26 protein-coding genes, 3 pseudogenes and 1 riboswitch are annotated in these 25,583 nt (G+C 34.2%); of the genes and pseudogenes, 23 read left to right on the top strand and 6 right to left on the bottom strand.

The window, feature by feature from the left end:
• Window positions 1-2: 2 nt before the first annotated feature.
• Window positions 3-530, top strand: coding sequence for a GNAT family N-acetyltransferase (locus tag QRY57_RS17220; protein ID WP_286017899.1), 528 nt, complete (start codon window positions 3-5; stop codon window positions 528-530).
• A gap of 62 nt (window positions 531-592) precedes the next feature.
• Here the strand turns inward: QRY57_RS17220 and QRY57_RS17215 are convergent, their stop codons facing one another.
• A complete protein-coding gene (locus QRY57_RS17215; protein WP_286015688.1) occupies window positions 593-1,558 on the bottom strand; it encodes a quinone oxidoreductase family protein in 966 nt (321 codons plus the stop codon).
• A 137-nt stretch (window positions 1,559-1,695) separates the two neighbouring features.
• Here QRY57_RS17215 and QRY57_RS17210 point away from each other — a divergent pair, with 137 nt between their 5' ends.
• The 3 genes and pseudogenes from QRY57_RS17210 to QRY57_RS17200 all read left to right on the top strand — a co-directional run bounded on the left by QRY57_RS17210 (window position 1,696) and on the right by QRY57_RS17200 (window position 3,857).
• Complete coding sequence (locus QRY57_RS17210; RefSeq protein WP_026591551.1) at window positions 1,696-2,592, top strand: LysR family transcriptional regulator; 897 nt, start codon at window positions 1,696-1,698, stop codon at window positions 2,590-2,592.
• A 318-nt stretch (window positions 2,593-2,910) separates the two neighbouring features.
• A pseudogene (locus tag QRY57_RS17205) lies at window positions 2,911-3,470 on the top strand (GNAT family N-acetyltransferase).
• A gap of 159 nt (window positions 3,471-3,629) precedes the next feature.
• The gene (locus QRY57_RS17200; RefSeq protein ID WP_026591549.1) at window positions 3,630-3,857 is read left to right on the top strand and encodes a hypothetical protein; all 228 of its coding nucleotides are present in this window, start codon (window positions 3,630-3,632) and stop codon (window positions 3,855-3,857) included.
• 35 nt (window positions 3,858-3,892) lie between these two features.
• Here the strand turns inward: QRY57_RS17200 and QRY57_RS17195 are convergent, their stop codons facing one another.
• The gene (locus QRY57_RS17195) at window positions 3,893-5,218 is read right to left on the bottom strand and encodes an ArsB/NhaD family transporter (RefSeq protein ID WP_286017897.1); all 1,326 of its coding nucleotides are present in this window, start codon (window positions 5,216-5,218) and stop codon (window positions 3,893-3,895) included.
• Window positions 5,219-5,461: 243 nt separating this feature from the next.
• On the opposite strand from QRY57_RS17195, the gene QRY57_RS17190 reads away from it, so the two are divergent.
• From QRY57_RS17190 to arsC, 8 genes and pseudogenes are all read left to right on the top strand, one after another.
• Window positions 5,462-5,812: a YojF family protein gene (locus tag QRY57_RS17190; protein WP_026591547.1), complete on the top strand. Its 351-nt coding sequence runs from the start codon at window positions 5,462-5,464 to the stop codon at window positions 5,810-5,812.
• A 15-nt stretch (window positions 5,813-5,827) separates the two neighbouring features.
• Window positions 5,828-6,490 (top strand): bacillithiol biosynthesis deacetylase BshB2, encoded by a 663-nt coding sequence (bshB2, locus tag QRY57_RS17185; RefSeq protein ID WP_026591546.1) that lies wholly within the window; start codon window positions 5,828-5,830, stop codon window positions 6,488-6,490.
• Window positions 6,491-6,777: 287 nt separating this feature from the next.
• A riboswitch (M-box (ykoK) riboswitch) is annotated at window positions 6,778-6,944 on the top strand.
• A gap of 181 nt (window positions 6,945-7,125) precedes the next feature.
• Window positions 7,126-8,454 carry a magnesium transporter gene (gene mgtE / locus QRY57_RS17180; protein WP_286017896.1) on the top strand — a complete coding sequence of 443 codons (1,329 nt, stop codon included), beginning with the start codon at window positions 7,126-7,128 and terminating at the stop codon, window positions 8,452-8,454.
• A 199-nt stretch (window positions 8,455-8,653) separates the two neighbouring features.
• Window positions 8,654-8,818, top strand: a pseudogene (locus QRY57_RS27185) (multidrug effflux MFS transporter); the annotation flags it as partial.
• 186 nt (window positions 8,819-9,004) lie between these two features.
• Window positions 9,005-9,328, top strand: a complete 324-nt coding sequence (gene arsR, locus QRY57_RS17175) for an arsenical resistance operon transcriptional regulator ArsR (protein ID WP_208018505.1) — start codon at window positions 9,005-9,007, stop codon at window positions 9,326-9,328.
• 60 nt (window positions 9,329-9,388) lie between these two features.
• Window positions 9,389-9,832: an ArsI/CadI family heavy metal resistance metalloenzyme gene (locus QRY57_RS17170; protein ID WP_286015687.1), complete on the top strand. Its 444-nt coding sequence runs from the start codon at window positions 9,389-9,391 to the stop codon at window positions 9,830-9,832.
• Between the two features lie 17 nt (window positions 9,833-9,849).
• The gene (gene arsB / locus QRY57_RS17165) at window positions 9,850-10,887 is read left to right on the top strand and encodes an ACR3 family arsenite efflux transporter (RefSeq protein ID WP_286015686.1); all 1,038 of its coding nucleotides are present in this window, start codon (window positions 9,850-9,852) and stop codon (window positions 10,885-10,887) included.
• Window positions 10,888-10,903: 16 nt separating this feature from the next.
• Entirely contained in the window at window positions 10,904-11,308 is a 405-nt protein-coding gene (gene arsC, locus QRY57_RS17160; protein ID WP_286015685.1) for an arsenate reductase (thioredoxin), read from the top strand.
• A 78-nt stretch (window positions 11,309-11,386) separates the two neighbouring features.
• On the opposite strand, the gene QRY57_RS17155 is transcribed toward arsC, so the two are convergent.
• Window positions 11,387-11,785, bottom strand: a complete 399-nt coding sequence (locus QRY57_RS17155) for a DUF2871 family protein (RefSeq protein WP_208018501.1) — start codon at window positions 11,783-11,785, stop codon at window positions 11,387-11,389.
• Window positions 11,786-12,106: 321 nt separating this feature from the next.
• On the opposite strand from QRY57_RS17155, the gene QRY57_RS17150 reads away from it, so the two are divergent.
• From QRY57_RS17150 to QRY57_RS17130, 5 genes are all read left to right on the top strand, one after another.
• Window positions 12,107-13,036 (top strand): AAA family ATPase, encoded by a 930-nt coding sequence (locus QRY57_RS17150; protein WP_026591543.1) that lies wholly within the window; start codon window positions 12,107-12,109, stop codon window positions 13,034-13,036.
• Window positions 13,033-14,130, top strand: coding sequence for a DUF58 domain-containing protein (locus QRY57_RS17145; RefSeq protein WP_432804054.1), 1,098 nt, complete (start codon window positions 13,033-13,035; stop codon window positions 14,128-14,130). The genes QRY57_RS17150 and QRY57_RS17145 overlap by 4 nt, the downstream gene beginning before the upstream one ends.
• Before the next feature lie 11 nt (window positions 14,131-14,141).
• Window positions 14,142-14,894 (top strand): hypothetical protein, encoded by a 753-nt coding sequence (locus QRY57_RS17140; protein WP_286015683.1) that lies wholly within the window; start codon window positions 14,142-14,144, stop codon window positions 14,892-14,894.
• 90 nt (window positions 14,895-14,984) lie between these two features.
• Window positions 14,985-15,737, top strand: a complete 753-nt coding sequence (gene aiiA, locus QRY57_RS17135; protein WP_286015682.1) for a quorum-quenching N-acyl homoserine lactonase AiiA — start codon at window positions 14,985-14,987, stop codon at window positions 15,735-15,737.
• A 98-nt stretch (window positions 15,738-15,835) separates the two neighbouring features.
• Window positions 15,836-16,207, top strand: coding sequence for a hypothetical protein (locus QRY57_RS17130; RefSeq protein ID WP_139265557.1), 372 nt, complete (start codon window positions 15,836-15,838; stop codon window positions 16,205-16,207).
• Between the two features lie 258 nt (window positions 16,208-16,465).
• Here QRY57_RS17130 and QRY57_RS17125 read toward each other — a convergent pair whose 3' ends face one another.
• Complete coding sequence (locus tag QRY57_RS17125; RefSeq protein ID WP_432804053.1) at window positions 16,466-16,927, bottom strand: hypothetical protein; 462 nt, start codon at window positions 16,925-16,927, stop codon at window positions 16,466-16,468.
• 640 nt (window positions 16,928-17,567) lie between these two features.
• Here QRY57_RS17125 and QRY57_RS17120 point away from each other — a divergent pair.
• The 5 genes and pseudogenes from QRY57_RS17120 (at window position 17,568) to QRY57_RS17100 (ending at window position 22,553) form a co-directional block, all read left to right on the top strand.
• Window positions 17,568-19,946, top strand: coding sequence for a M60 family metallopeptidase (locus QRY57_RS17120; RefSeq protein WP_432804094.1), 2,379 nt, complete (start codon window positions 17,568-17,570; stop codon window positions 19,944-19,946).
• Between the two features lie 210 nt (window positions 19,947-20,156).
• Window positions 20,157-20,264, top strand: a complete 108-nt coding sequence (locus QRY57_RS17115) for a YjcZ family sporulation protein (RefSeq protein ID WP_000505670.1) — start codon at window positions 20,157-20,159, stop codon at window positions 20,262-20,264.
• A gap of 373 nt (window positions 20,265-20,637) precedes the next feature.
• The gene (locus tag QRY57_RS17110; RefSeq protein WP_286015681.1) at window positions 20,638-20,958 is read left to right on the top strand and encodes a metalloregulator ArsR/SmtB family transcription factor; all 321 of its coding nucleotides are present in this window, start codon (window positions 20,638-20,640) and stop codon (window positions 20,956-20,958) included.
• Between the two features lie 74 nt (window positions 20,959-21,032).
• A pseudogene (locus QRY57_RS17105) lies at window positions 21,033-21,960 on the top strand (DMT family transporter).
• A 203-nt stretch (window positions 21,961-22,163) separates the two neighbouring features.
• A complete protein-coding gene (locus QRY57_RS17100; protein ID WP_286015680.1) occupies window positions 22,164-22,553 on the top strand; it encodes a hypothetical protein in 390 nt (129 codons plus the stop codon).
• A gap of 1,107 nt (window positions 22,554-23,660) precedes the next feature.
• Here QRY57_RS17100 and QRY57_RS17090 read toward each other — a convergent pair.
• Window positions 23,661-24,167 (bottom strand): DNA topology modulation protein, encoded by a 507-nt coding sequence (locus QRY57_RS17090; RefSeq protein WP_286015679.1) that lies wholly within the window; start codon window positions 24,165-24,167, stop codon window positions 23,661-23,663.
• Window positions 24,168-24,256: 89 nt separating this feature from the next.
• Window positions 24,257-24,676, bottom strand: coding sequence for a hypothetical protein (locus tag QRY57_RS17085; protein ID WP_286015678.1), 420 nt, complete (start codon window positions 24,674-24,676; stop codon window positions 24,257-24,259).
• Between the two features lie 419 nt (window positions 24,677-25,095).
• Here QRY57_RS17085 and QRY57_RS17080 point away from each other — a divergent pair, with 419 nt between their 5' ends.
• On the top strand, window positions 25,096-25,554 hold the full coding sequence (locus tag QRY57_RS17080; protein ID WP_286015677.1) for a VOC family protein: 459 nt from the start codon (window positions 25,096-25,098) through the stop codon (window positions 25,552-25,554).
• The last annotated feature ends 29 nt before the right edge of the window (window positions 25,555-25,583 follow it).

Below are 25,583 nucleotides of genomic sequence, written 5' to 3'. Positions count from 1 at the left end.
CTATAAATATAAAGATTAGACAAGAATTTGAGAAAGAATATAAAAGGGCAGAAGAGGTTGTAAAACAAGCATTTTCACATGAAACATTTAGCGAGCAGAAAGAGCACGAACTTGTAAATCGTATTAGAAAATCTGATGCGTTTATTCCAGAGTTATCATTAGTGGCGGTAGATAAAGAAATTATTGGTCACGTCCTTTTATCTAAAATAAAAATCGTCAATGGTGATAAATCTGTAGATTCGTTAGCGCTTGCTCCAGTATCTGTTGCACCAGACTATCAGAAAAAAGGAATTGGAAGCTTATTGATTTCGAATGTATTAAGAGAAGCAAAAGAGCTCGGATATCATTCTATAATTGTTTTAGGGCATAAAGAGTATTATCCGAAATTTGGTTTTAAATCAGCTAGTCTATGGAATATAAGAGCGCCATTTGAGGTGCCAGACGAAGTATTTATGGCAATGGAGTTAACGGAGAATGCTCTTCAAAATGTGCAAGGCGTTGTTCAATATTCGGAAGCTTTTTCTGAGTAGCACAGATAAAGATAGCTAGAAGAAATCTTCTAGCTATCTTTTTGATTTTTAAGTCGAAGTGTTCATGGTATTAATAAAATTTTCCCCGTACTTTTTCGACTTTCCAATAAATGATGTGCCTCAGCACCATCTTCTAAAGAGAAAATAGTTGGATTTTGGATGTTTAATTTTCCAGCAGTAATCCAATCAAATAGTTGATTGGAACGTTGTTTGCGTTCTTCATACGTTGTGAGTACGTTCCAAAGATCGCCGCCAGTTAAAGTTTTCGAAGTATCCATCAGCATTCGTGGATCAACAGGAGCAGGATCACCGCCGGCCATTCCGTAAAATACAACCGTACCACCGGTTTTTGTAGTCTTAAAGCTCTCTTCTAATGTAGAACCTATTGATTCGTATACAACATCTACGCCATGACCTTTTGTAATTTGCAGTACTTTCTCACACCATGATTCTGAATATAAAAATACATAGTCTGCTCCAGCTGAATAAGCTGCTTTTGCTTTTTCTTTAGATGAAGTAAGACCGATTACTTGTGCGCCTTGCATTTTAATCATTTGAATGAGAAGTTGTCCAACCCCTCCGGCAGCTGCATGAACTAAAACAAAATCACTAGCTTTTATTTTGTAGCTGTCTTTTGTTAAGTAATGAGCAGTTAACCCTTGTAATAAGACGGAAGAGGCTGCCTCGAAGGAAATAGAGTCCGGGAGTAGAATCGCTTTTTCTTTTGGAACAGCTACTAACTCCGCATTTGCAAATGGTACATCAGCAAATGCAATGCGATCACCGGCAGAAATGTCCGTAACTTCAGCGCCGATTTTCTCTACAATTCCTGAACCCTCATACCCTAATATATAAGGTGGTTTACCAACAAGATGATAGTTACCTCTACGTCTATATATATCAGCAAAATTTAGGCCAATCGCTTTTGTGCGAACGAGAATCTCATTCGGTTTTATAGTTGGGTCTGAAACTTCTTGATATTTTAATACATCCGCATTTCCGAATTCCTCGAAACAAAGTGCTTTCATATGAAATACCTCCAATTTGTAACATGAATCAATATTGTTTGTTATTGGTTCTTATCATACAATATAAATATTAATAGGAAAAGAAGATTATTCAGATCTAATCAATCGAAAATATTGATTAGAAGGAGGAAAGTGTCTTGGAGATAAAACAATTAATCACATTTAAAACAGCAGCAGAAAACTTGAACTTTACGCAGACAGCTAAAATATTAAATTTTGCTCAATCAAGTGTCACGGCACAAATAAAAGCATTGGAAGCTGAGCTAGGAGCAACATTGTTTGAACGATTAGGAAAACGCCTTTTTTTGACTGAAGCAGGACGGAAGTTTCAACTATATGCCAATAAGATAATAGCGTTAAGTTATGAAGCGAAAATGGTTGTGCAAGATGAGGAAACAACATCTGGTACGCTAGTGATTGGCGCACAAGAAAGTCAATGCACATATCGGCTTCCTTCCATTTTGAAGGAATTTAAGACGAAATTCCCGCAAATAAGACTTATATTCAAACCTGCTCATTCAAATGAGGCTGTAAAAGAGCAACTGATGGAGGGAAAACTTGATTTAGCCTTTATTTTAGATGAATGTAAAATAGAAGATGCTTTGCATGTAGAGTCATTAGTTCGAGAAGAATTGAAAATAGTAGCATTTCCTAATCATCCTTTACTTGAAAAATCTTTAATCTCTACAAAGGATTTAGAAAGTGAAACACTTTTGTTAACAGAATTTGGCTGTTCTTATCGTACTATATTTGAAGAACTATTCCGGGCAGAAGATGTATATCCTGCAAATAAAATTGAGTTTGTTAGTGTAGAAGCAATTAAGCAATGTGTAATTGCGGGCTTAGGTATAGCTATTTTACCAGCAATGGTAGTAGAAAAAGAGATACAACAAGGTACAATGAAGGAGTTAGTTTTAGAGAATACAATCTCTCCTATTTTTACACAGATTGCTTGGCATAGAGATAAGTGGATTACAGCGCCATTACAGCAATTCATAGATGTAACAAGAGTGTCAATTGGAAACATGTATTAAGTGGAGAAATATTTGTTTTGCATGTAAGAAGAAAAGTGAATAATAGATGTTTTGAAAGAAGAGAAAGCCGATATTTGGATGAAGAACAAATATCGTTTTTTTCTATGTTTGTAAGGACAGTCGCTATGCTAGTTTCTATATAAATAAGTTGAATGAATAGTCTGATATAAGTACAATAAATTTATACATATTAAAAGGGGATGAATGATATCGCGTATCGTAAGTATCTCATTGGTAGTGAGGGTTATGGAACAAGGGGATAGAGAGGCCTATTAACTTACAGAGCTATCCCCAGAATTGAAAAGGGGGATTTTTGAAATGAACACGAAATTGAATAATCTTTTTCTAGGTGAAATATTAAGTTATCAGCAATCAGAGCTGAAGATATTGAGCAAATGGCTATTTGGCAAGAAGATAGTGAGTATTTAAGAAATGTAGATACGGACGCTGCAGTTCCACAATCGTTACATGAATTAAAGGAATATGAGTTATTAAAAGGACAAAAATCAAATGGCGTTTCTTTTATGTTAAGAACGATTCAAGATGATATTTTAATTGGTTTTGTGGCACTTCATAGCATAGAGTGGAATAATAGAGCTGGGTTGTTAGCAGTTGGTATAGGTGATAAGAATTATAGAGGTAGGGGATATGGTACGGAAGGATTACGCCTTATTCTGAAATATGCTTTTTATGAATTAAACCTACATCGTGTAGGTCTCGATGTTATTTCATATAATAAATCGGCAATTGAAGTTTATAAAAAGGTTGGATTTAAAGTGGAGGGGTGTATGAGAGAAGCTGTTCAGCGGGATGGGAAGAGTTTTGATCGTATCATAATGGGTATATTGCGAGATGAATGGCTAAAGACTCAAAATTGATTTACATAGAGTGTAATCGCACATAATGTTGTAACATATCAAATTAATCGTAAAAATTTTGCTATATTTATATTTGGTAATACGGATGTAATTGCAGGGAAAAGAATAACGACTGGCGAAATTTTACAACATATGAATTGAAATAAGGAGTCATGTCATATGAATTTAGAAAAAACAAAGCCAGTAAATGAAGAATTAGCAGAGTTAAAAGAACTGGTAAAGGAATTGCATGGTAGTGTGCATCAACTACAAAGTGAAGTTCAACAGCTTAGACATGAAAGGCCGGTTGTAGAAGTTAAAAAAGGTGTTCAATTATCACCAGGAATCGTTGGAGAAATTGGTGGTATAATTTTAGGAGCATTGGTAATTATCGGGATATTTTGGTGATAAAAAGGGTTTGCAGCAATATGCTGCAAACCTTTTTACATTAAATAACGTAAATATATATAAGCATGTGATAATAATAATGCAACGATTGTTAACGGTAAGCCAATTTTTAAGAAATCAAGGTAAGAAAATCCATGTCCTTCGCGCTTAGCAATACCTGCGACAACTACGTTTGCAGAAGCACCAATTAATGTTCCGTTCCCCCCTAAGCAAGCACCAAGTGATAATGCCCACCACAGTACTTCAATTTGAGGAGAGTCAACAGAAAGTCCAAGTCCTGAAGCTAAATCTTGAATCAGCGGAATCATCGTTGCGACAAATGGAATATTATCAATAGTAGCTGATGCTGCCCCTGATACCCATAAAATAAGAATCGCTGCAAAGCCGATATCACCATTTGTTACATCAATCACTTCTTTTGCCAAAGATGAAATAAGTCCGATATCAATTAAACCGCCAACAAGAACAAATAATCCAGCGAAGAAGAAAATCGTTACCCATTCTACATGAGCAAATATATCTTCTAATTCATGTTGTTTTACACCAATTAACATGAGGAGCGTTGCACCGGTCATCGCGATAACTGCCGCATCTACATGAATAATGGAATGAAGAACAAATCCGAGAATTGTCAATCCTAAAATGGAAAGAGATTTTAGGAGCAAGCTTCGGTCACGAATATAGTCTTTTTCATTTAGAGCCATAAGTTTGGCAATTTGTTCAGGTGTTGTTTTTAATTTGTTACGATACATAAGATAAATAATGCCTAATGTAACAATGGAAATAATAAGTACAATTGGTGTTAAATTGAGTAAAAAGGCATTAAAATCTAGGTGTTTATTAGCAGATCCAATCATAATGTTTGGAGGATCACCAATTAGTGTTGCGGTACCACCGATATTTGAAAATAATACTTCAGAAATCAAATAAGGAACAGGTTGTACCTTTAAAATACGCGTGATCGACAGTGTAACAGGAACGATTAATAATACGGTTGTTACATTATCTAAAAATGCAGAGCCAACTGCGGTTAATAGGGATAAAAATAATAAAATTCGAATTGGTTTTCCACCCGCTGCTTTTGCTGCTTTAATGGCTACATATTCAAATACACCAGATTGACTCGTAATATGCACGAGAATCATCATTCCAATTAAAAGAGTAATGGTTTCCCATTGGATATGCGATGTAAAGGCAGTATGTAAGTCTACAATGCCAAAAATAATCATAATTGCAGCACCCAATAGTGCAACTACAGCACGGTTTAATTTCTCAGAAATAATAAATCCGTATGTCACTAAAAATACGGCGATTGCAAAATAATATTGCCAATTTGCTACTTCATGTGCTGAATATTCCAACATGTCACCTTCTTTAAAATATATATTAAATTGTCGAAATATATCCCTCCGCATGAACTCTATTGTAGCAAATTCAAAAAAGAAAGAAAACTATTTACGAGTAGTAGGAGAATAGTGAACTTTTCTATGTGAAAAAATAAAAAACAAAATGCAAATTATTATGCAAAGTGAGTTTTGTCCTCTAATATAGAGATAGCAATTTACATTATTTTTGCGTAAAATGGTTTAAAGAGGTGAAATCCGATGGAAATAGTAAAAGATAGTACTGTTATTCAACATGAAATTGAACGGTTTGTAAATAAAGATGTATATATTCATTTAGAAACAACAAATGGAGCATACGCTTCACATTTTAATGAAAAGATGATGACAGTCGGAGCATTTATTCGAAATGCAATTATTCGTTTTGAACGTGGGAAAATAACAGGAACAAATCCATACCGAGTTGGTCTCAAAATGGATCATGGTTGGGTATATGCTGAAGGTATTACACATTGGGAAGTAGACGAGAACGATCGTTTATTATTAGCAGGGCATGATAATAAAGGTCGTTTAGCAGTAGCGCTTGAATTAAGCTTAACACCATTTAAATAAGAAGGAGGGAAATGTATGGAAAGACATGTGCTTGTTGTATTTCCTCATCCAGACGATGAATCGTTTGCAGCTGGAGGAACAATTAGTTTATTAAGAAAGCAAGGAGTACCTGTGACATATGCGTGCGGAACGCTTGGACAAATGGGACGCAATATGGGAAAGAATGTTTTTGCGAACCGCGAAACGATTCCGAATATCCGTGAAAAGGAATTAAAAGATGCATGTGAAGCGATGGGCATTGAAGATTTAAGAATGCTTGGTTTCCACGATAAAACATTAGAATTTGAAGATGTAGATTTTGTAGCAGATAAAATTGAAACTGTCATTCGGGATGTACAACCATCACGAATTATTACATTCTATCCAGAGCATGGTGTTCATCCAGATCATGATGCATTTGGCCGTGCTACTGTTCGCGCTGTATCACGTATGCCGAAAGAAACACGTCCAGTCATTCATGCAGTTGCGATTACAAAAAATCGTGAGGAAGTATTAGGTGAACCAGATGTTATCAACAACATTAGTGAAGTATTCGAACAAAAATTAGCGGCTTTACGTGCGCATCGTTCACAAACAGAAGCGATGTTAGAAGAAACGGAAGTAAAGTTGCAAAACAAAGATGCTGCAACATTAAAATGGTTACAAATTGAACAATTTTGGACTTATAAATGGGAATAGGCTAGAAGATTTTCTACTAGTCTTCCATACATACAAAAGCGATGTCACATTGTGACATCGCTTTTTCTGTTAAGTATCAGGAATGTGCATTGTGTGGTTTTGGCCAACGCTTTTGTACTTTTCTCCTTCACAAATACTTGTTCAAATGTAATTATACTAATAATTTGAGAAAGCATAAAATATCAACACTATACTTTTAATAGAGCCAAAAATTAAAAAGAATATATATTTATTATAAAAAAATATTGACAAATCAAAAAGAACGCTGTAAATTGAAGTTATATTTGAATAGTCTCTGTTAGGTGAGGCTCCTGTATAGAGAAACGCTGCTGCCCAAAAATGTCGAGAGACGCCAATGGGTCAACAGGAACGGTCGGAGAGAAGGCCCTTCTTAATGTAGCTGGTTTCAAACCTATGCTGTACAGTGCTAAAACTCAACGAGGGAGAGGTACGTGATAATTTGGAGGGATATATCTCTATGATGGTAAAAAGAGATTTCACCCTTTGTTTATTTGTGATTTTTAAAAACCTTTACTCCTTTTTGAGTAAAGGTTTTTTTATGTATACGATCATCGATATCTAATTATTTGTACTATTAAATGACCTAATGGAACTATTTATTAGGAGGAATTATGATGAAAAATAAATTAAAGCAGCTGTTGTTAACAGAAAATATTTTTATGGTAGAAGAATTTTTGAGTGATCCACCATATGATATTGCACAAGAAATTAAAAAATTTCCACTTAAAGATCAAGTATCAGTAATAGATCTGATCCCAATTACAAAAAGCTCTAAAGTCCTTAGACATATGAGTCCAGACGAACAGTATAAGATCCTAATCAATTTACCTAGAGATAAATCTAAAATATTGCTGAATAAGCAACCAGTTGATGAGCTTGTTGATTTGTTTCTAGCTATTCAGCTTAATAAAGATGGACAATTAATGTCGTATTTAAATAAAGAAACGCAACAAAAGGTAAAGGATTTAATGAAATTTAAACCTGAGACAGCAGGTAGTCTTGTAACAAGTGATTATATTTCAGCTAGAGAGGATTGGTCAATAAAAACGACCTTAGAGCATGTTAGAAAAATTGCTACCAATGTAGAATCGGTATCCTATATATATGTTCTAGATAACTACGGACACCTCAAAGGAATCGTTTCCATACGTGAGTTATTATCAGCATTGGATGAGGAAATCTTATCAAACATAATGATTCGAGATATTATCTCAGTATATGCTGAAGCCAATCAACAAGAAGCTGTAAAAAAGTTAACAGATCATGATTTATCTGCTTTACCTGTAACAACAGCTGATAAAAAAATGATTGGTATCATAACATTTGATGATGTAATGGATGTAATGGAAGAAGAGGCAACTGAAGACATCCAGAGGTTAGGTGGTAGCGAACCATTAAATCAATCATATTTTGAAGCTTCTATTTGGAGGATTTTTTCTAAACGGATTCCCTGGTTATTGCTTCTATTCATGGCAGAGGCATATACAGGCACAGTACTTCACCATTTTCAAGATGAACTTGACAAAGTGGTCGCACTTGCGTTCTTTATTCCATTACTAGTAGGTACTGGAGGAAACACAGGTACACAGGTTGTAGCAACAATTATTCGTGCAGTAGGTATCGGGGAAGTGAAGTTTAAAGACATTTTTCGTGTTATAAGAAAAGAGATGTTAATTGGTGTACTCCTTGGTCTTGCGCTTGGTACAGCAGGTCTAATTCGTGCATATATATTAGGAGTTGGAATAGAAGTTGCACAAGTTGTAGCAATTACAATGGTGTTTATTGTTGTTTGGGCTTCTATTGTAGCCGCTGCATTACCATTGATTATCAGAAGATTCAAACTAGACCCTGCCGTTGTTTCCGGACCGTTCATTACAACGTTTGTTGATGGCACTGGACTAATCATTTACTTTATGGTTGCTAAAATGATATTAAATTTATAAATATAAACTATGTATATTTCTGGTGCGAAAAAGATGAGTAGAAGAGGTTATTTCGAAATTTAAAAGAGCAACTTGTTATTGAGTGTTTTGTATAAGGTGATATCATTACTCTTTCTGCTGGCAATGGTTGTTTGATATAATCTGGCATCGTGCTGTAATGCTCTGGGGAATTGTAACTTATAGTGCTGGTAGTTAAATTAGCTTAGGTTATTATATAATCGTTACAATTACGATATGGGGAATGAGTCAGTTGTATACACGTTCACTCATTGTCATGCCTCTATATTTTCTAATACTTGTAATTGTGATGACGGTAGTAAGTCGAAGGTTTATTTATAACTCTAAAGTTATAGAGTCTGTTTAAGTATATAAAATGAAAAACTATTTTTTACTCGTCTAATAGTTTTTTAGAGAAGATAAAGGAGGGCTTTGGAGTCTCCTTTATCTTTACGGATAATGATTATAAATTCAACTGATAAATCAAAAAAAATTGATTAATTAATTGAATTTATAATAAAGTGGTGTATATAATATAATCATAAAAAAATTGATGAAGAGAGTTGAGCGTGTGAAAGAAACCTTCGGACAGTTTGAAAAGAAGTTTAAAGCACTTGCTGATCAAAAAAGATTAGAAATTATGTATGAACTCTGCCAACGCGGACAAACATGTGTGTGTGATTTAACAGAAGTATTTGGAATTTCGCAATCTAAACTTTCGTATCATTTAAAAATATTACTTGATGCAAATTTAATTGTAAAAGAAACAAAGGGAACATGGAGCTATTATGATTTAAATGATGAAGAAGTAAATAATTTGTTGTCGGAAGAACTTTGTTGTGTGTTCCGAAAAACTGGCAGAGGAAGTTGCTGCTAAGTTTTTTGTACTACATAAATCAAAAAAAATTGATTAATAAAGTTGAGGGAGGAATAGAATATGCAATATGTACATGTTGGGATCAATGTGACGAATTTGGAAAAATCAATTGAATTTTACAGTAAGGTATTTGGAGTAACACCAGTGAAAGTAAAAGAAGATTATGCAAAATTTTTATTAGAAAGTCCGGGACTAAATTTCACTTTAAATGTAAGAGATGAAGTAAAAGGAAACCAGGTAAATCATTTCGGTTTCCAAGTGGAAAATCGAGAAGAGATCATCTTGCACAAAGAACGTTTAGAAAAAGAAGGATTCTTTGCCCGTGAGGAAATGGATACGACTTGTTGCTATGCTGTGCAAGATAAGTTTTGGGTGACGGACCCTGATGGGAATGAATGGGAGTTTTTCTATACGAAGGCTGATAGTGAAATTCATAAAGTAGAAACGCCTAGTTGTTGTGTAAGTTCTGATGAAAAGAGTATAAATTCAACTTCGTGTTGTTAAAACAAAAAGGAGAAAAAATGAAACGATTATCGTTTTTAGATCGGTATTTAACCCTTTGGATTTTTGTTGCGATGGTAGTGGGAATTGCAATAGGGTATTTATCACCTGGGTTTGTGGATGGAATAAATCGTTTACAGGTGGGAACGACCTCGATTCCACTTGCAATTGGCTTGATTTTAATGATGTATCCGCCGCTTGCAAAAGTTCGTTATGAAGAGATGGGGCGCGTTTTTACAGATGTAAAAGTATTAATATTATCACTCGTGCAAAACTGGATTATTGGACCTGTTCTTATGTTTGCTTTAGCTATTATATTTTTACAGGATAAGCCAGAATATATGGTAGGACTCATCATGATTGGCTTAGCACGTTGCATTGCAATGGTTATCGTTTGGAATGACTTAGCAAAAGGTGATACAGAGTATGCAGCAGGATTAGTAGCATTTAACTCTGTATTTCAAATGTTATTTTTCTCAGTGTATGCTTATGTGTTTGTGACAGTCATTCCAGAATGGTTAGAAATTGAAGGGGCTGTTGTAGACATTACAATGGTAGAGGTTGCAAAGTCAGTTTTTATTTACTTAGGAATTCCGTTTATCGCTAGCATACTAACACGCTTGATCTTTGTAAAAGCAAAGGGGCGTGAATGGTATGAAAAAGTATTCATCCCAAAGATTAGTCCAATTACGTTAGTCGCACTATTATTTACAATCATTGTGATGTTCTCATTAAAAGGAGATGTCATTGTTAGCGTACCACTGGATGTTATACGTATTGCGATTCCATTACTCATTTATTTTGTATTGATGTTCTTTGTTTCTTTCTTTATGGGCAAGAAGATTGGTGCAAGTTATGGGGTAACAACAACATTAGCTTTTACAGCTGGAAGTAATAACTTTGAGCTAGCAATCGCTGTAGCGGTAGGGGTATTTGGAATTCAATCTGGAGCAGCATTTGCGGCAGTTATTGGGCCTTTAGTAGAGGTGCCGGTTATGATAGCGCTTGTAAATGTAGCACTCTTGTTTCAGAAAAAATACTTTCAAAAACAATCATAATAAAGGTGGAATTCACATGGGAAATAAAAAAACGATTTACTTCTTATGCACGGGTAACTCTTGCCGTAGCCAAATTGCTGAAGGGTTTGGGGAAAAATATTTAGGTGACAAATGGAATGTATATTCTGCAGGAATAGAAGCGCATGGTGTGAATCCAAATGCGATACAAGCAATGAAAGAAGTAGATATCGATATTACAAATCAAACATCTGATATGATTAATCTTGATATTTTAAACAATGCTGATCTGATTGTAACACTTTGCGGTCATGCAAATGATGTATGCCCGACTACACCTTCGCACATAAAACGTGTTCACTGGGGATTTGATGATCCAGCAGGTCAAGAGTGGTCTGTATTCCAAAGAGTACGTGATGAGGTTGGTGAAAGGATTAAGAAGTTCGCTGAAACAGGGGAATAATCTAAATAGAACGAGGCTGTCTTTAAAAGATTTTTTATAGACAGCCTCGTTCTATCTTTGTTGATATTTTGCTACACACTACATTTTGAATGATTTTTTTAATAGAATCATAAACCAAATAAGGGTAAGACCAATGAGAGAGTGAGAGAATCCGATTATATAGGTTAATTCCTTAAAATTAGCTCCATTTAGTTGAAGAAGCCCTCGGGTTGCTAGTGAAGAAAGGGTTAAAATTAATCCAATATTATGGACGATGAACCAACTATTAAAGCCATTCACTTTATGAAATGAAAATGCTTTTGCTAATGCTAGGGCAATTAAGAAAAATAAAAACCCAAGTACGAGCGTATGTGTATGTAAAAGGTTTAGCAGAGTGGATCCTAGAATACCTTTTGATTTTGCATATTCTCTAGCAAATACACCTGATAATAAACCGATTACTAAATATACGAACGATGCATAATATAATTTTTTCATTATATACCTCCTGGTGCAAACTTTATAATGTGGGTTTTCGATTTGTAAATTTCTATTGTATTTTCAAATCATGGTGGTTACATAACAAAGACTCCTAGTGTTCCAGGAGTCATAGTATAACAAGTTTAAAATTATTGTATCATAATTATAGGGTATTCGATTATATGAAATAATTGAACTTTATGTGAACAAAGGGGATTGTAAAGGTTTGGGATTATATTTGGAATAAGAATTGAAAATCCAATTCATTTTCCGGTTTATGGAAAAAGGATATTGTGTTAAAATATCAGAAAAATCAAACGATTAAGGGTGATAAAAAATATGTCTATATTAGAGAAAATTAAAGAAAATGTTTCAAAAGTTATTGTAGGGAAGGAAGAAGTAATTGATTTAGCAATGATCGCGCTAGTTGCCAACGGACATGTCTTACTAGAAGACGTACCAGGAACGGGAAAAACAACATTAGCCAAAACACTTGCGAAAAGTATTGATGGGGCTTTTCAACGTATTCAATTTACATCGGATACGTTGCCGGGTGATGTAGTAGGATTAGAATATTTTGATATGAAGGAGAGTGACTTTAAAACGAGGAAGGGGCCTATTTTTGCGAATCTTGTATTAGTAGATGAAATTAACAGGGCGGTTCCGCGGACGCAATCAGCGTTGTTAGAGGTAATGGAAGAACGTACGGTAACGATTGCGGGCGTAACACATGTATTACCAAGCCCATTTATTGTATTGGCAACGCAGAATCCTTTAGAGTCGGCAGGAACATTTACACTTCCAGATGCGCAATTGGATCGCTTTTTATTAACCATTCGCCAAGGGTATCCAAATCGAAAATATGAGAAGGAAATGTTAAAACGATTTAAAGAAAACAATCCATTTAATGACTTACAAAGCGTTGTAACTCTCTCTGACATATTGGAGTTGCAAGAGCAATCTAAAAAGATTCATATACATGATGAGGTGGAAGAATACTTGCTTGATATTGTAGAAGCGACGCGAAATCATGATTTAGTAGAAATTGGGGTTAGTCCGCGTGGATCTTTAGCTTTTATGAGAGCGGCTCAAGCAAGAGCTTTATTAAAAGGAAGAGATTATGTAACTCCTGATGATTTGAAAGCTTTAGCATCCCCGGTTTGTGCACATCGGTTAACGTTAACGATTGAAGGGGATATGAAAACAACTAAAGTAGATGTGCTGCAAGGGATTTTAGAAAAACTTGCAGTGCCAGTAGAAAGCGTATGAATGAGATTATAAAAAGGAAACATCCGTTGTTGGAACCTCTTTTTATAGGAGGAAGCGGCGTTATTTGTCTTGTTCTCGTTGTTTTTACAAATCAATTTTTCATTGTGGCTATCTTTTTGTTTTATTTGTTGCTAGTTGGATTTTTGTATTTGTATATGAAGGCAGTCATGAAAGTGAAATGGGAAATCTCCCAAAATCAAAAGAGGCTATTTATGAACGAAAGAGGAGAATGTGTGGTGCAGATTATAAATGAAGTACGTTTTCCAATTTTTAAAGCAGCTCTTCAGTTTCGCTCTAATGAACAAATAGAGTGGGAAACGGATCAGAAGATGCAGCGTTCGCATCACTCTTATCAAATTCCTCTCCTATTAGAAGGGCGAGATATGATAACAATTATGTTAGAGGGAAATGCACATGAAAGAGGGAGACAAGGGTGGCAAGCTGCGGAACTCATGATATCAGATCCATTTGGTCTTTTAACGTATTACTTACCTATTGAACAAAAGAAACTCCCTGAATTTCATATTCTTCCGCAAATGTCGAAAGTAACAATACCGGAAATGACAACATGGAAACACGGATTTCGTAGAGCGGCTGTTTCTCCGTTATATGATGAAACGAAAATAGTAGGCGTGAAAGAGTATGAAGGGGAATCCTTTCGTTCGATTCATTGGGGAGCTACTGCGAAAACAGGAGTTATTAGTGCAAAAAAGTATGAATATACGCAAGGCGATCGGTATGCATTATATGTAAATCTATTAGGTAAAACGGGATATACACTTCGCACCGATATGGAATATTTAATTCAAGTTGCTGCTGGTGTATGCCGGGAGTTAATTTCACAAGATTGCTCGTTCGAACTATGGATAAATGGAGTACGGGAACAAGGTGTCATTCATTTAAAGGGCGGAAAGCACCGAAAACAACTTTATAAAGCAATGGATTTGTTGTCTTCATTAACGGAAAAAGATACACCGCTTAATACGCATTTTTTTTATCAAACAGGATTTCGCAGACAAGAAGCAGGATGTATTCCATTAATTATAGGATATCCACCTGAAAAACAAAAAGGATGGATACAAATTGTGAAGTAAAGGGAGGAACGGTGAATACATTGAAATGGGGATCGCGTGTTATATTTTGTTTCCTAGCTATTGGTCTTTGTTTTATATTAGCGATTGGAATAACGGAAGGGGTCTTTTTTGCAAAGGAACAAGTATTAGATTCTTCTCAATCAAAGGTAGGAGAGGATGGTGACTCACAAATGCCCAGAAAATGGGTATTTAAAGGAGCAGGAACGCCGGTGGAACCAGGAGAGGATTCAGGAGGATTATATGAAATGGAAGATTTACCGGATTTTGATAAAGATGGATATTATAAGAAAGAGAATCACAAAGGAATCCCTCGAGATAGAAAGGTGCCAATTGGTGGCATAGAATTTCTAGGCGGTAGCACTGAAAATATATTTATACAAATTGGCATCTTTGTCTTAGTAATGTTAATCATATTTTTCATCTTTCGTCGTATGCGGAATAAGAAGCAGGAGATCCATCTTATTGATACGAAACAAAAAGAAATACGAAAAGTTGAGGGGAATGTAGAACAAGAAGAGCAAGATAGTTTAATGCTTCCAATAGAAGAAGTAAGAGCAATGCTAATAAAATGGGAAATGACATTACCGAAGTTTGAAAAGAGAAGATTACAAGAGACGATGCAGCAATGGTTTTCCCGTATCCATAAAGGCGATACTATTATTCCGATTTATGAGAAAGTAAGATACGGGGAAGGAACTGCTTCAAATGAGGAGTTACAGGTGATGCGGAGATGGATACATGAAAATGTAAAGAAAAGTTTATAGTGAAAAAAGAGATAGAATGAGAAAGTTTGTTTTTAGCGGAAGTATTACTGTATTGTTTCATCCAAACTGATATGAGAAGGTGGATATAGAATGAAGGTTAAAAAACTTTACTTTTTACCAGCTGGCCGCTGCATGTTGGATCATTCTTCTGTTAATAGTACGCTTACTCCGGGTAAACTCTTGAATTTACCAGTTTGGTGCTATCTGTTGGAAACGACAGAAGGTCCAATTTTGATAGATACAGGAATGCCAGAAAGCGCAGTAGATAATGAAGATCTTTTTAAGGGAACGTTTGTTGAAGGACAGATTCTCCCGAAAATGAAACCGGATGATAGAGTTATAAATATTTTAAAGCGGGTAGGTTATGCGCCAGAAGATCTTCTCTGTGTTATTAGTTCTCATTTGCATTTTGACCATGCCGGGGGGAATGGGAACTTCAACCATACACCCATTATTGTGCAACGAACTGAACATGATGCTGCTTTACATAGAGAAGAATATTTAAAGGAATGCATACTACCAAATTTGAACTATCAAATGATTGAGGGAGATTATGAAGTAATGCCAGGTGTTCAGTTGCTTTATACGCCAGGGCATTCCCCGGGGCATCAATCAGTATTCGTTAAAACGGAAAAGTCAGGTTCTGTTTTACTAACGATTGATGCATCTTACACGCAGGAAAACTTTGAGCAGGGCGTCCCATTCGCAGGATTTGATTCAGAAATGGCCTCACAATCTATCAAACGATTAAAAGAAATTGTTTTGGATGAAAAACCTATTGTTTTCTTTGGACATGATATGGAACAAGAAAAAAGTTGTAAAACATTCCCTGAGTATTTATAATGTATCCATTTTGTAGGACGAAAAATAATATAACTACACCTTTTTTCGTATTGATTTATAGATACGATATCCGAATAAAATCTAAAAAGGTGGAAGGTATGAGGAAAATCATAATGCTGTTTAGTGTAATGATATGTTTTTGGACGTTAAGTGGTTGTGATCGCACCTATTCATATGTTGGAGAAAGTAAGCATTGGAAAGGCAAGTATATAATTTCACAGACAGATACGAGTGAATCTGGAGAAGGCACAATTATTTACAAAGGAAAAGATAGAGAAAAAATCAATGACGTAAAATGGAGAGTTGAAGATAATAGTAGTAAACAAGAGGGAACAGGATTTATTGATAGGGGAACGATTCAATTAAAATCGTCATGTTCAGGTTGTGCAGTGCATGATAAGGAAGAAGTGTTTCTTGTGACAATTGAATGGGATGGAAAGAAAGAGAGCTTTGAAATGAGATACAAGTAGTTGATATTCCCTACCTAAAGAGGGAAATATCGGTTTAAAAAAGATGAACCGTGGAATAAAAAGCTTAGAATAGGTTATAGGAAAGAACCTAGAATTTTGGTGATGAGAAATAAGCTCTTTCCTAGTTAGCGAGAGTATTATTTTGTTTCTACTTTAGGTTGAGTAAAAAAGAAGATAAAAATAATTAAAGGAAGAGCTAAAAGAAAGACTCCGTTTTTAGATGGGTGAATAGTGGGAATATCTGTTAAATCCATGTTATCATTCCTTTGTAAGTATTTTTAATAAGTTAGGATTCACATGAAAATGTTTGGACACAACTTTTTGGAAGAACTTATAATCCCTTTTCAAGCAAGGGAGAGTAGGTTCAAGTTTAGGAACACCAAAAATTGGTCCACTCACATTAATAGTAAATCTACCAGGTGCAATAAAACTACCCGTAACTCCAATTTCATCGTTGAGTAATAGTGCGGCGAGGATAACGTCTATTACATCAATAATCATATTCGCAGTTTGTTTTTTGAATTTACCTTCTAGTCGGCTTTCCCCTGTTAATGGTCCTCCTAATGAAACGCGAAAACCTCCTGGTGTCACAAAGACTCCTATAATAGTGATCTGTCCAGTTAGTAATAGTGCGACTGTCACAATATTGAGATCGCGTTGGATAGACCGTATGACTTGTATATCTCTTGTAATTTCAATGTTTTTTTTCAATATTGTCACACCCTCTAGGTACATATTATTCTGAGCGATTGTTAAAGGTGAGTAAGGATAAGTATTAAATATAGGGGTTTATGTAGGAATGGAACCAAATGTAACAATAAGTATTAGCGGATATCAATAATTAATTTTTTATAATGTTTGCTAATACTTGTTGCTCGATATTTCTTCATTACTATATTTGTTTATACCTTCATCCAATCAAAAGATGTGATGAAGGATTTTTTGTCGATATTTAACGAAAAATGTCATATTTTAATTGTTATATTATATAGTGAATGTTAAAATCAAGGTGATAAAAAATTATGAATAAACTAAAAAATGTAGAAGGTGATATTTCTGAATTTTCTGTATAATTAATAATGATTATTTTTTGTATATAAATCCCTTCTACTCAGAAAGAAGGTAACCTGCACTCACCGTCCTTTTTGTTTTCAGCTTGTACAAAGCACGAAGAGGCCCGGACCGAATCCTCCATTTATACTCATGTTTTACATTTCACTAATGTGAAAATGTTTATATAAAACCTATTAATATGTATTGAACTATTAAACTTGTAAAACTACAGAAAGGTTTGTGGTACAGAATGAAAAAAGATACCCAACAAAGGCATCAAGGGGTCGCAATCAAAACATTAATAGCTATGAATGTACTTGCTTCACCATTTATGGGAGGAGTAACAGGAATAACAAAAGTTGCAGCTGAAACACAAGTGTCGGCGGAACATGTTTTTTATGTCGAAGGTAAGGGAGATCCAGAAAAAATTAGAGCAAATGATCGACGACAATTTAAGTTTAGCCCCTATGAACCAACTGGACTATATGCAAGTCCAAACGAAAAAATCACCATTCAAGTTGAAGGATCACAAAATATTCAAGCTTATATAGGAACATTCTCATACGATGGTGCATGGAATCAAGATTCGCTCATAAAGTCGTTCACTTTAAAACCAGGAGAAAATACAATCGAATCTCCAAATGGCGGAATGATTTATTTATATAATCCAGGGCAAGGTGGAACAGTGAAGACGGAGATAAAAACAGGTGGAACAACTAGCCCTCTGTTTGAGTTAGGAAAACATACACAACAAGATTTAGTAGACATGCTAGATAAATATCCTAATGCTCATGCGGTGGAACTAAAAGGAGAGCGTGTACTTATAACCGCAAGTCCTGCAAGAGTGAAAAAATATTTAATAGGTTCTAACACAGATCCTGTACAACTCTTAAAAAAATTAGATGAATCTATTAGAATTCAAGATCGAGTTTCTGGTTTATCTGAAAAGGAAGCGGACAAGCATTATGTACACTTTGTGGAGGATAATCACTCAACTCTTTATATGTATTCGTATTATGGTAGAACTGCGTATGTCGGAGATGCAATTCAGCATGTACTAAATGCGAAAGACTTTACAGAAAATGGATGGGGACCTTGGCATGAAGCTGGTCATCAAAGGCAACAACTTCCTTGGACATGGGATGGATTAGGGGAAGTTACTGTAAATATTTATAGTATGTCCGTACAACGAGCTTTTGGAAATAAATCGAGGTTAGAGAACGGAACATATGACAAAGCATTTACTTATTTAAATAAGCCTCAATCCGAAAAAGACTATAATAAAATTGATGATCTCTTCGTCAAATTAACAATGTTTTGGCAATTAGACTTAGCTTTTGGGGAAGAATTCTATCCGAAATTACATCAATTATACCGTGCAATTCCGAACGAAGAACTTCCTAAAACTAGTGACGAGAAAATACAAGATTTCATTTATAACACTTCTAAGATTACACAGAAAAATTTACTTCCATTCTTTGATAAATGGGGGCTAATTGCTACACTAGAAACAAGACAAAAAATAGAAAATTTGAATTATCCACTTTTAGCCGCTCCTATTTGGGAAGCAACTGATTCTAAACCTGTTATTGTAGAAGAAAACGAAGAAACTCCAGATATGGAACCGAAATTAACAGTACCTGGTGGAACAACAATGAATGTAGGCGATTCATTCGACCCAATGGCAGGAGTATCCGCTACTGATAAAGAAGACGGAGACCTTACTTCTAAAGTAACAGTTGATGGTAAAGTAGATATATTTAAAGCAGGTACTTACGAGTTAACGTACACAGTTAAAGACTCTAAAGGTCATCAAGTAACTGCAAAACAAACAGTAACGGTTAAAGAGAAAGAGGAAACAAAAGATGAAGCACCAGTACTAAAAGTACCTTCAGAAACTACAATTACTGAAGGAGATAAATTCAATCCAATGAACGATGTAAGTGCTACGGATAAAGAAGATGGTGACATTACGCCAGAAGTAAAATATGAAGGTCATATAGATACAAATACACCAGGCACTTACACGATTAAATACACAGTTAAAGATTCTGCAGGTCATTTGGCAACTCAAACACAAACTATAATAGTTAATGAAAAATCTGTTGAAGACAAAGCACCAGAGCTAACAGTACCAAAAGAAACAGTACTAACAATTGATGATAAATTCGACCCAATGAGTGGGGTTAAAGCTATCGATAAAGAAGATGGTGATATTACTGATAAAGTAATACATTTTGGTGAAGTAGATACAGCTAAAACTGGTACTTACGAAGTAAAGTTCCTTGTTCGTGACTCCGGCGGTAATGAGGTAACTACAATACAAAAAGTGGTTGTGAAAGATAAGGACAATGGTAACGGTTCTGATAACGGAAACAATGGTTCAGGCAACAATAACGATTCTGACACTGGTAATACCAATACCAACAACGGTAATGGTTCTGATAATGGTAATACCAATACCAACAACGATAATGGCAGTACTGGTACTAACAACAGCAATGGCTCTGATACTCATAACAGTAATATCTCAAATAATAGTACTTCTGATAAAAAAGAAGATACATATAAAGAGCTTCCAAAAACGGGAGCAAGTACAAATAACAGTGCAGCAGTGGGTATATTGATGGTTCTTGCAGGTATGGTACTTACTTTTAGTCGCAAATTTAGAAAGGTACTAAAATAATTGTAACTCAGTGCATTGTATAAAAAGATATCTTCGAATAATGAAGATATCTTTTTATCAATAAATTACTGATTTGATAAGTACGCATTGAGTGTCTTTTTTTTATTTATTAAAGGACCTGCTCAATTAGTTCGTAACAACATAAAATAAATCGAATCCGTTACATGTGAACTCCTATGTTTTCCCCTCTTACTTAAAGGAGGAACTATTATGGGCTTTGGTGGTAGTTGTGGAGGTTGTGGCTTTGCTGGAGGATTTGCATTACTCGTTGTACTCTTCATATTATTAATCATCGTTGGAGCTGCTTGCTTCTGCTAAAAAACAATGAGAGAAGGCACTCATAAGGGTGTCTTTCTTTATGAAAAAATCCCCACACAATGCACAGGGATCCAATGTAAACCTTTCAGTTGTTGAATATTCAATTAAACTTAAAGAAAGTGTGGTAATGGTCGATTACGTATTGGTGTGACAAGTAATTACTTTATTGAAGAATGCAAAAAGGTGGTGGATCTTCTGATAGAAACTAAAGAAATTTTCAAATTTTAATTATGATATTTACTAACTATTGTTGTGAAAGATGATATACTTATGAAATAAACATAGTCATGGTACTATCAGTAGGAATCTTACTACCATTTACCCTATGCTGATGGAATCTAATTTGAATATAATAATTAAAAGGATGCGGATTATGGAAAATTACGAATGCAAAAACAGAGAAAATATATTGGAACAATTTAGGTTGACGACTCCAATTTTTCAAGCATTAGGTGATGTGAACAGGCAACAAATTATCATAATTTTACTTAAAAATGACAGCTTAAATGTAAACCAAATAACTGAACAAATGAGCATCTCGAGACCTGCTGTATCCCATCATTTAAAAATTTTAAAACAGGCAGAACTAGTTAGGCCAAACAAAAACGGGAAAGAAATTTATTATTCTTTGACAACTAGTAATTTTTTGGAATATATGAAAGGATTAGTATCTGCAATTGAAGCAGGATATTAATTTTTAACTAATGCGTTTATAAGTTCGAACTTATGAACATGTTTTTGTGCATTCAACTAATAGGGGGTACAAAGATGCAAAATCAAAACAATTCAAACAAAATATACTTTTTAATGTTATTAGTTCCTTTGTTTTGGGGTGGTTCATTCTCAACAGCAGAACATGTAGTAACAGAAATTCCGCCTCTTGTAGCAGCTACTCTTCGATTTGGTATAGCGGGAGTCATCCTTATGATTTATTCAACGATAAAATCTGAATGGCATATTGGTTCTTTAAAGAAAAGATGGAAAGGGTTATTACTCGTTTCGTTGACTGGAATCTTCGGATATAATGCACTTTTCTTCTTAGGAGTACAGTATACATCTGCCATTAATGGTTCTTTAATTATTGCAACAATGCCAATCTTTGTCACACTAGGTGCCATTATCTTTTTAAATGAAAAATGGAACAGCAAGGTTGGAATAAGTTTAGTTTTATCTCTAGTTGGTGTTATTATCGTTATTACAAAAGGGTCACTTGATATGTTACTTTCATTAGCATTTAATGTAGGTGATTTATTATTTCTAGCAGCCTTAGCGTGCGGTGTAATATACGGCTTAGTTGGTAAATCTGTAATGAAAGACGTATCACCGTTATTCGCTACAACAATCATGACTGTAATGGGATCTGTCTTCCTAGCGATTACATCATTATTTGAAGGTGGTTGGGACCTTGTACCAAGCATGTCAGCCCAGGGGCTGGTTAGAAATGTTTTATATGGTTGTATGCGGTACTCTTGTTGGTTATATTATATTCAATAAAGGTGTAGAACAAATAGGGGCAAGTAAAGCAAGTATCTATTTAAACCTTACTCCGATTGTAACGACTTTAATTTCTGTATTATTTTATGGTTCAATTATGACTTGGAAACAAGTAATGGGAATGATTTTGGTATTAATCGGTGTATATATCGCAACAGCAAAAACGACTAATCAAAGTAAGAAAGTCGCTCTAAATGATTAAAATTATAATATAATTGAAAAAAGATTTACTGAGTTGGAAAGCCAACTTGCATATAGAATTGGCACTTTTAGAAATATAGAAGGTGATTTAGAAACTATAACTATAATATTAAAATTTTTATTCATTAGGATATATATTTTTTATAATAGTTATTTTTATAAGTTTTAATGGTAGAAATTTCATTGTGAATAAGAGGAGTAATTATGTTGAAAATCATTAAAAATACAATTTTATTTGTTTTATGTCTAGTAGTTCTTAGTGGTTGTTTTACAAGAGAGGGAACTATTGTTGGTGGTAAAGTTCATGGTTCTTCAGATAGTGTATCTGGTAAGTATAAAAAATTCTCTGGTTCAGCAGCTCAAGATATGAAAGTGAAAAAAGGTGAAAATTGGGTATTTTCTTTTGATGAAACAACAAAGAAAGGAACTATAACTGCTTATGTGGTGGATTCAAATGATAATACAATATTAGAATTTAATAATGACAAAGATCAAAAAAATATTAAAGTATCTAAAGATGATACATATAAGGTTAAAATTAAAACGGAAGAACATGGTGGAGAATTTCGAATATCATGGAAAAAAGAAAAGTAGTTTTTTGGAATCAAATAAGAAATGTATCAAGTACATTATCTTTCTCTTTTTTGTTAATTCTAATGTATTTGAGTATAATTTGTGGTGTGCTGTGATTGAGTATTTCTTGTAACATAGCCACATCTTTTGTTTGTTTATGGAACTAATAGGGGATTCGTCCCATGCCCATCAACTTAAAAATATTAACTACCCCCAAGAGTGAAAAACGCTATCCTCACTAAAAGAATAGCGTTTTTTCATTATTTAAATATGATTTCATGTGTAGCTTTGGAATAAAATTTGAGCATTTTCTATCTGTGTTACTCCAGAATCGCGCCCGATTGTAGAATATTGAAAAACACGATGACTGTAAAATAACTCCACAGTCATTTTGCTAAAGCTTCTTTTAATTTAACAAGGAAATTTTAAGAACCAACTTCCTAGTCCCAATCCATATAAAAACTCACCTTTAGCTTTTCTTGCCCACAATCTGGACAATCTAGAACATGACTTTGATTAATATCGAATAAAGGCTTTGACGGCATTTGAGTATTACATCGAGGACAAGTATGAGTGTTCGTGTAAGATTGGGTTCCTGACTTCATATGTAAATGTACTTTATTTAATAGGTAACAACACTTCTGACAAACATATAGACCGTCGTAGCATTCAAAAGACGTTTCCTTGTTATTAATAAATTCTCTGATGTATTGCCGACCTTCTTCTTCCTCATACCATTCTAAAATCGAACTCAAGTGTATATAACTAAATCCAATTCCTAAAAAAACATTTTGATTGTAAGAGCAATGTCCGCAGTTCAAATTACAAGCTATTCCCATAAATCCCAAATACCCCTCTTGTCCAGTTTAGATAGAAAACAATACAGAGAAATTTTAACACAAATATCCAGATTTTAAAGGTGTTATTCCATGAAATGGTCCGATTGTTGAATAACATGACTAGAGTTTTTTGAACGACTTTATTGTAAATTAAATGTAGTGTAGTGCTTTAAAAAAGAAGATGTATTCTTTCATGAAAACAAATCCTAATTTTCTACAAAGGATAGTTGGGACTTGTTGATTTTTAATAGACTTAGGGAAATGAAAAAATACACCCTTCAGTTTATAATTATTGCACTTGTTCTAAAAATTGTTGAACTTCTTTTGGTGATTTTAAGATAATAACTTTTTTATCCCTAGATAATTGATCAAGTCTTTTTAAAATTGCAGGTCTTTTGGTCGTTGGATATTCCCATATCCATTTGAAAAATTCTAAGTCAAATCTTTCTTCGCATCTTTCGCCCATATCTGGTCTTGTTCTATTTCGATATTGTACTATTCTTTTGAAAGCACGATAAACACATATTGTTTTTTGTATATCAAGAAAGATTATTGTATCAGCTGCGTTCAGTCTTATTTCCATTGTCCCACCATAATTTCCATCAATAATCCATTCTTCTTCTTTAATTAAATCATTTTGCACTTTTCTTTGTTCATTCTTTGGAACACCTACCCAATTAGGTTTCCAAAATAATGCATCAAGATGATAAACATTTATTTTTAATTTTTCACCTAAACGTCTTGCTAATGTAGATTTCCCTGAACCGCCCGAACCAATAAGTATAATTTTTTTCATAAATCGCTCCTTATTGTCTCATTAAAAAAATGTTTTAGACTATTTCTTTAAGCACTACAGAAACACCTTTATTGTCATTTAACATGGAACTATCGCCACCATTCTTTAACGGTAATTTCATGTGATTTTTCATTTTTATCTATAATTTCTACAAGACAATCATATTTTTCTAGTTCAGCACCAGAAATACCAATGTGTGAGTTTTCAAGATTAAAAATGATGCTTGCTGTTGCAGAAAAAACATTGTCTAAGGGAATATTTGCATTTTTTAAAAGACGTTCGAAGTCTTTTCCTAAATCATCTAAAGACTCCTTTATTACTGGAATTTCAAAAGCTTTAGGTTTAATATTTCTTCCTAAAATATCTATAACTATGCTATCTATATTTTTCTCTTTAGCAATATTATATAAATGTTTAAAAACAAACCCGTTGTCTCTATAATTCATTAAACTTAAATAGCTATGAACAGTATTATGTCCTATACTCTTTAATAATTTTAACCTAGCCATTTTAGCACCTCCTGTACTATTTTCTTTAAAATATATTATAAGCAACATTCTAAAATTATCCTGCTTCATTCGTTCAATAAAAAAAGGTGAAATCCCTTCTCCACTTAGATAAGTTGTTTCATCGCATCATTTTTAAAAACGTCGCAACTTTCTTCAAAACTTCGCGTCTTTTTTAGAAACATCGTGACTTTATTATAAAACTATATCATCTGAATTTAATGGAGATTTCTCCTAAAAAAGTAGTGGGATTTTTATTTGAATTTGCTACCTCAGTTGGATTTATCATATTTCAACTTCGATATAATAGTAAATAGATATATTGGATATGGAGATACATTACAATGATTATACATACTTCAGATTTAGAATTACAGTAACTACTCAACCCGTAGTTACCAATAAAGAAAGGAATAAGCAGAATGATACAGAACATATACGAAACTCATTTACATGTAAGAGATTTAGAAAAGGCGATAGATTTCTATCAAAATAAGTTAGGGTTAGCATTAGCAAGAAAACTATCCAAAAGAAAAGTGGCTTTTTTTGGGGTAGGAGAGAGTAAAAAGCAAATGCTTGGACTATGGGAAGTACATAATATTGAAGATTTTGAGATGAAACACTTTGCTTTTGGTGTAGATTTAGAATTTCTAAAGACTTCTAAATTGTGGTTAGAGAATCGTGGAATAGAAGTGGTGGGAAGCCAAGGAAAAGGAAATCAAGGGCCAATTGTCCAAAGATGGATGCCAGCTGCAAGTGTATACTTTCTGGATTGTGATGGAAATAAATTAGAGTTTATTTCTATGTTACATGATAATCCAGATGAATTGGAATATGCATCCTATTTAAGTGAATGGGATGCGGAACACCAAGAAAAATAAATGAGATCGTATCTATAAAACGGAAAAAA

Source organism: Bacillus arachidis (genome assembly GCF_030285945.1).
Classification (GTDB): Bacteria; Bacillota; Bacilli; order Bacillales; family Bacillaceae_G; genus Bacillus_A; species Bacillus_A arachidis.
Note: the sequence above shows the minus strand (reverse complement) of the source record. Positions and strands in the feature narration are given on the sequence as shown.

Excerpts from the sequence above, each read along its gene's own strand:
- aiiA (WP_286015682.1), top strand. The coding sequence starts at position 14,985 with ATGAAGGTTAAAAAACTTTACTTTTTACCAGCTGGCCGCTGCATGTTG.
- QRY57_RS17115 (WP_000505670.1), top strand. The coding sequence starts at position 20,157 with ATGGGCTTTGGTGGTAGTTGTGGAGGTTGTGGCTTTGCTGGAGGATTT.
- QRY57_RS17200 (WP_026591549.1), top strand. The coding sequence starts at position 3,630 with ATGAATTTAGAAAAAACAAAGCCAGTAAATGAAGAATTAGCAGAGTTA.
- QRY57_RS17100 (WP_286015680.1), top strand. The coding sequence starts at position 22,164 with ATGTTGAAAATCATTAAAAATACAATTTTATTTGTTTTATGTCTAGTA.
- QRY57_RS17130 (WP_139265557.1), top strand. The coding sequence starts at position 15,836 with ATGAGGAAAATCATAATGCTGTTTAGTGTAATGATATGTTTTTGGACG.
- QRY57_RS17090 (WP_286015679.1), bottom strand. The coding sequence starts at position 24,167 with ATGAAAAAAATTATACTTATTGGTTCGGGCGGTTCAGGGAAATCTACA.
- arsR (WP_208018505.1), top strand. The coding sequence starts at position 9,005 with ATGAAGAGAGTTGAGCGTGTGAAAGAAACCTTCGGACAGTTTGAAAAG.
- QRY57_RS17190 (WP_026591547.1), top strand. The coding sequence starts at position 5,462 with ATGGAAATAGTAAAAGATAGTACTGTTATTCAACATGAAATTGAACGG.
- arsB (WP_286015686.1), top strand. The coding sequence starts at position 9,850 with ATGAAACGATTATCGTTTTTAGATCGGTATTTAACCCTTTGGATTTTT.
- QRY57_RS17110 (WP_286015681.1), top strand. The coding sequence starts at position 20,638 with ATGGAAAATTACGAATGCAAAAACAGAGAAAATATATTGGAACAATTT.
- mgtE (WP_286017896.1), top strand. The coding sequence starts at position 7,126 with ATGAAAAATAAATTAAAGCAGCTGTTGTTAACAGAAAATATTTTTATG.
- QRY57_RS17120 (WP_432804094.1), top strand. The coding sequence starts at position 17,568 with ATGAATGTACTTGCTTCACCATTTATGGGAGGAGTAACAGGAATAACA.
- QRY57_RS17155 (WP_208018501.1), bottom strand. The coding sequence starts at position 11,785 with ATGAAAAAATTATATTATGCATCGTTCGTATATTTAGTAATCGGTTTA.
- QRY57_RS17080 (WP_286015677.1), top strand. The coding sequence starts at position 25,096 with ATGATACAGAACATATACGAAACTCATTTACATGTAAGAGATTTAGAA.
- arsC (WP_286015685.1), top strand. The coding sequence starts at position 10,904 with ATGGGAAATAAAAAAACGATTTACTTCTTATGCACGGGTAACTCTTGC.
- bshB2 (WP_026591546.1), top strand. The coding sequence starts at position 5,828 with ATGGAAAGACATGTGCTTGTTGTATTTCCTCATCCAGACGATGAATCG.
- QRY57_RS17215 (WP_286015688.1), bottom strand. The coding sequence starts at position 1,558 with ATGAAAGCACTTTGTTTCGAGGAATTCGGAAATGCGGATGTATTAAAA.
- QRY57_RS17170 (WP_286015687.1), top strand. The coding sequence starts at position 9,389 with ATGCAATATGTACATGTTGGGATCAATGTGACGAATTTGGAAAAATCA.
- QRY57_RS17150 (WP_026591543.1), top strand. The coding sequence starts at position 12,107 with ATGTCTATATTAGAGAAAATTAAAGAAAATGTTTCAAAAGTTATTGTA.
- QRY57_RS17145 (WP_432804054.1), top strand. The coding sequence starts at position 13,033 with ATGAATGAGATTATAAAAAGGAAACATCCGTTGTTGGAACCTCTTTTT.
- QRY57_RS17085 (WP_286015678.1), bottom strand. The coding sequence starts at position 24,676 with ATGGCTAGGTTAAAATTATTAAAGAGTATAGGACATAATACTGTTCAT.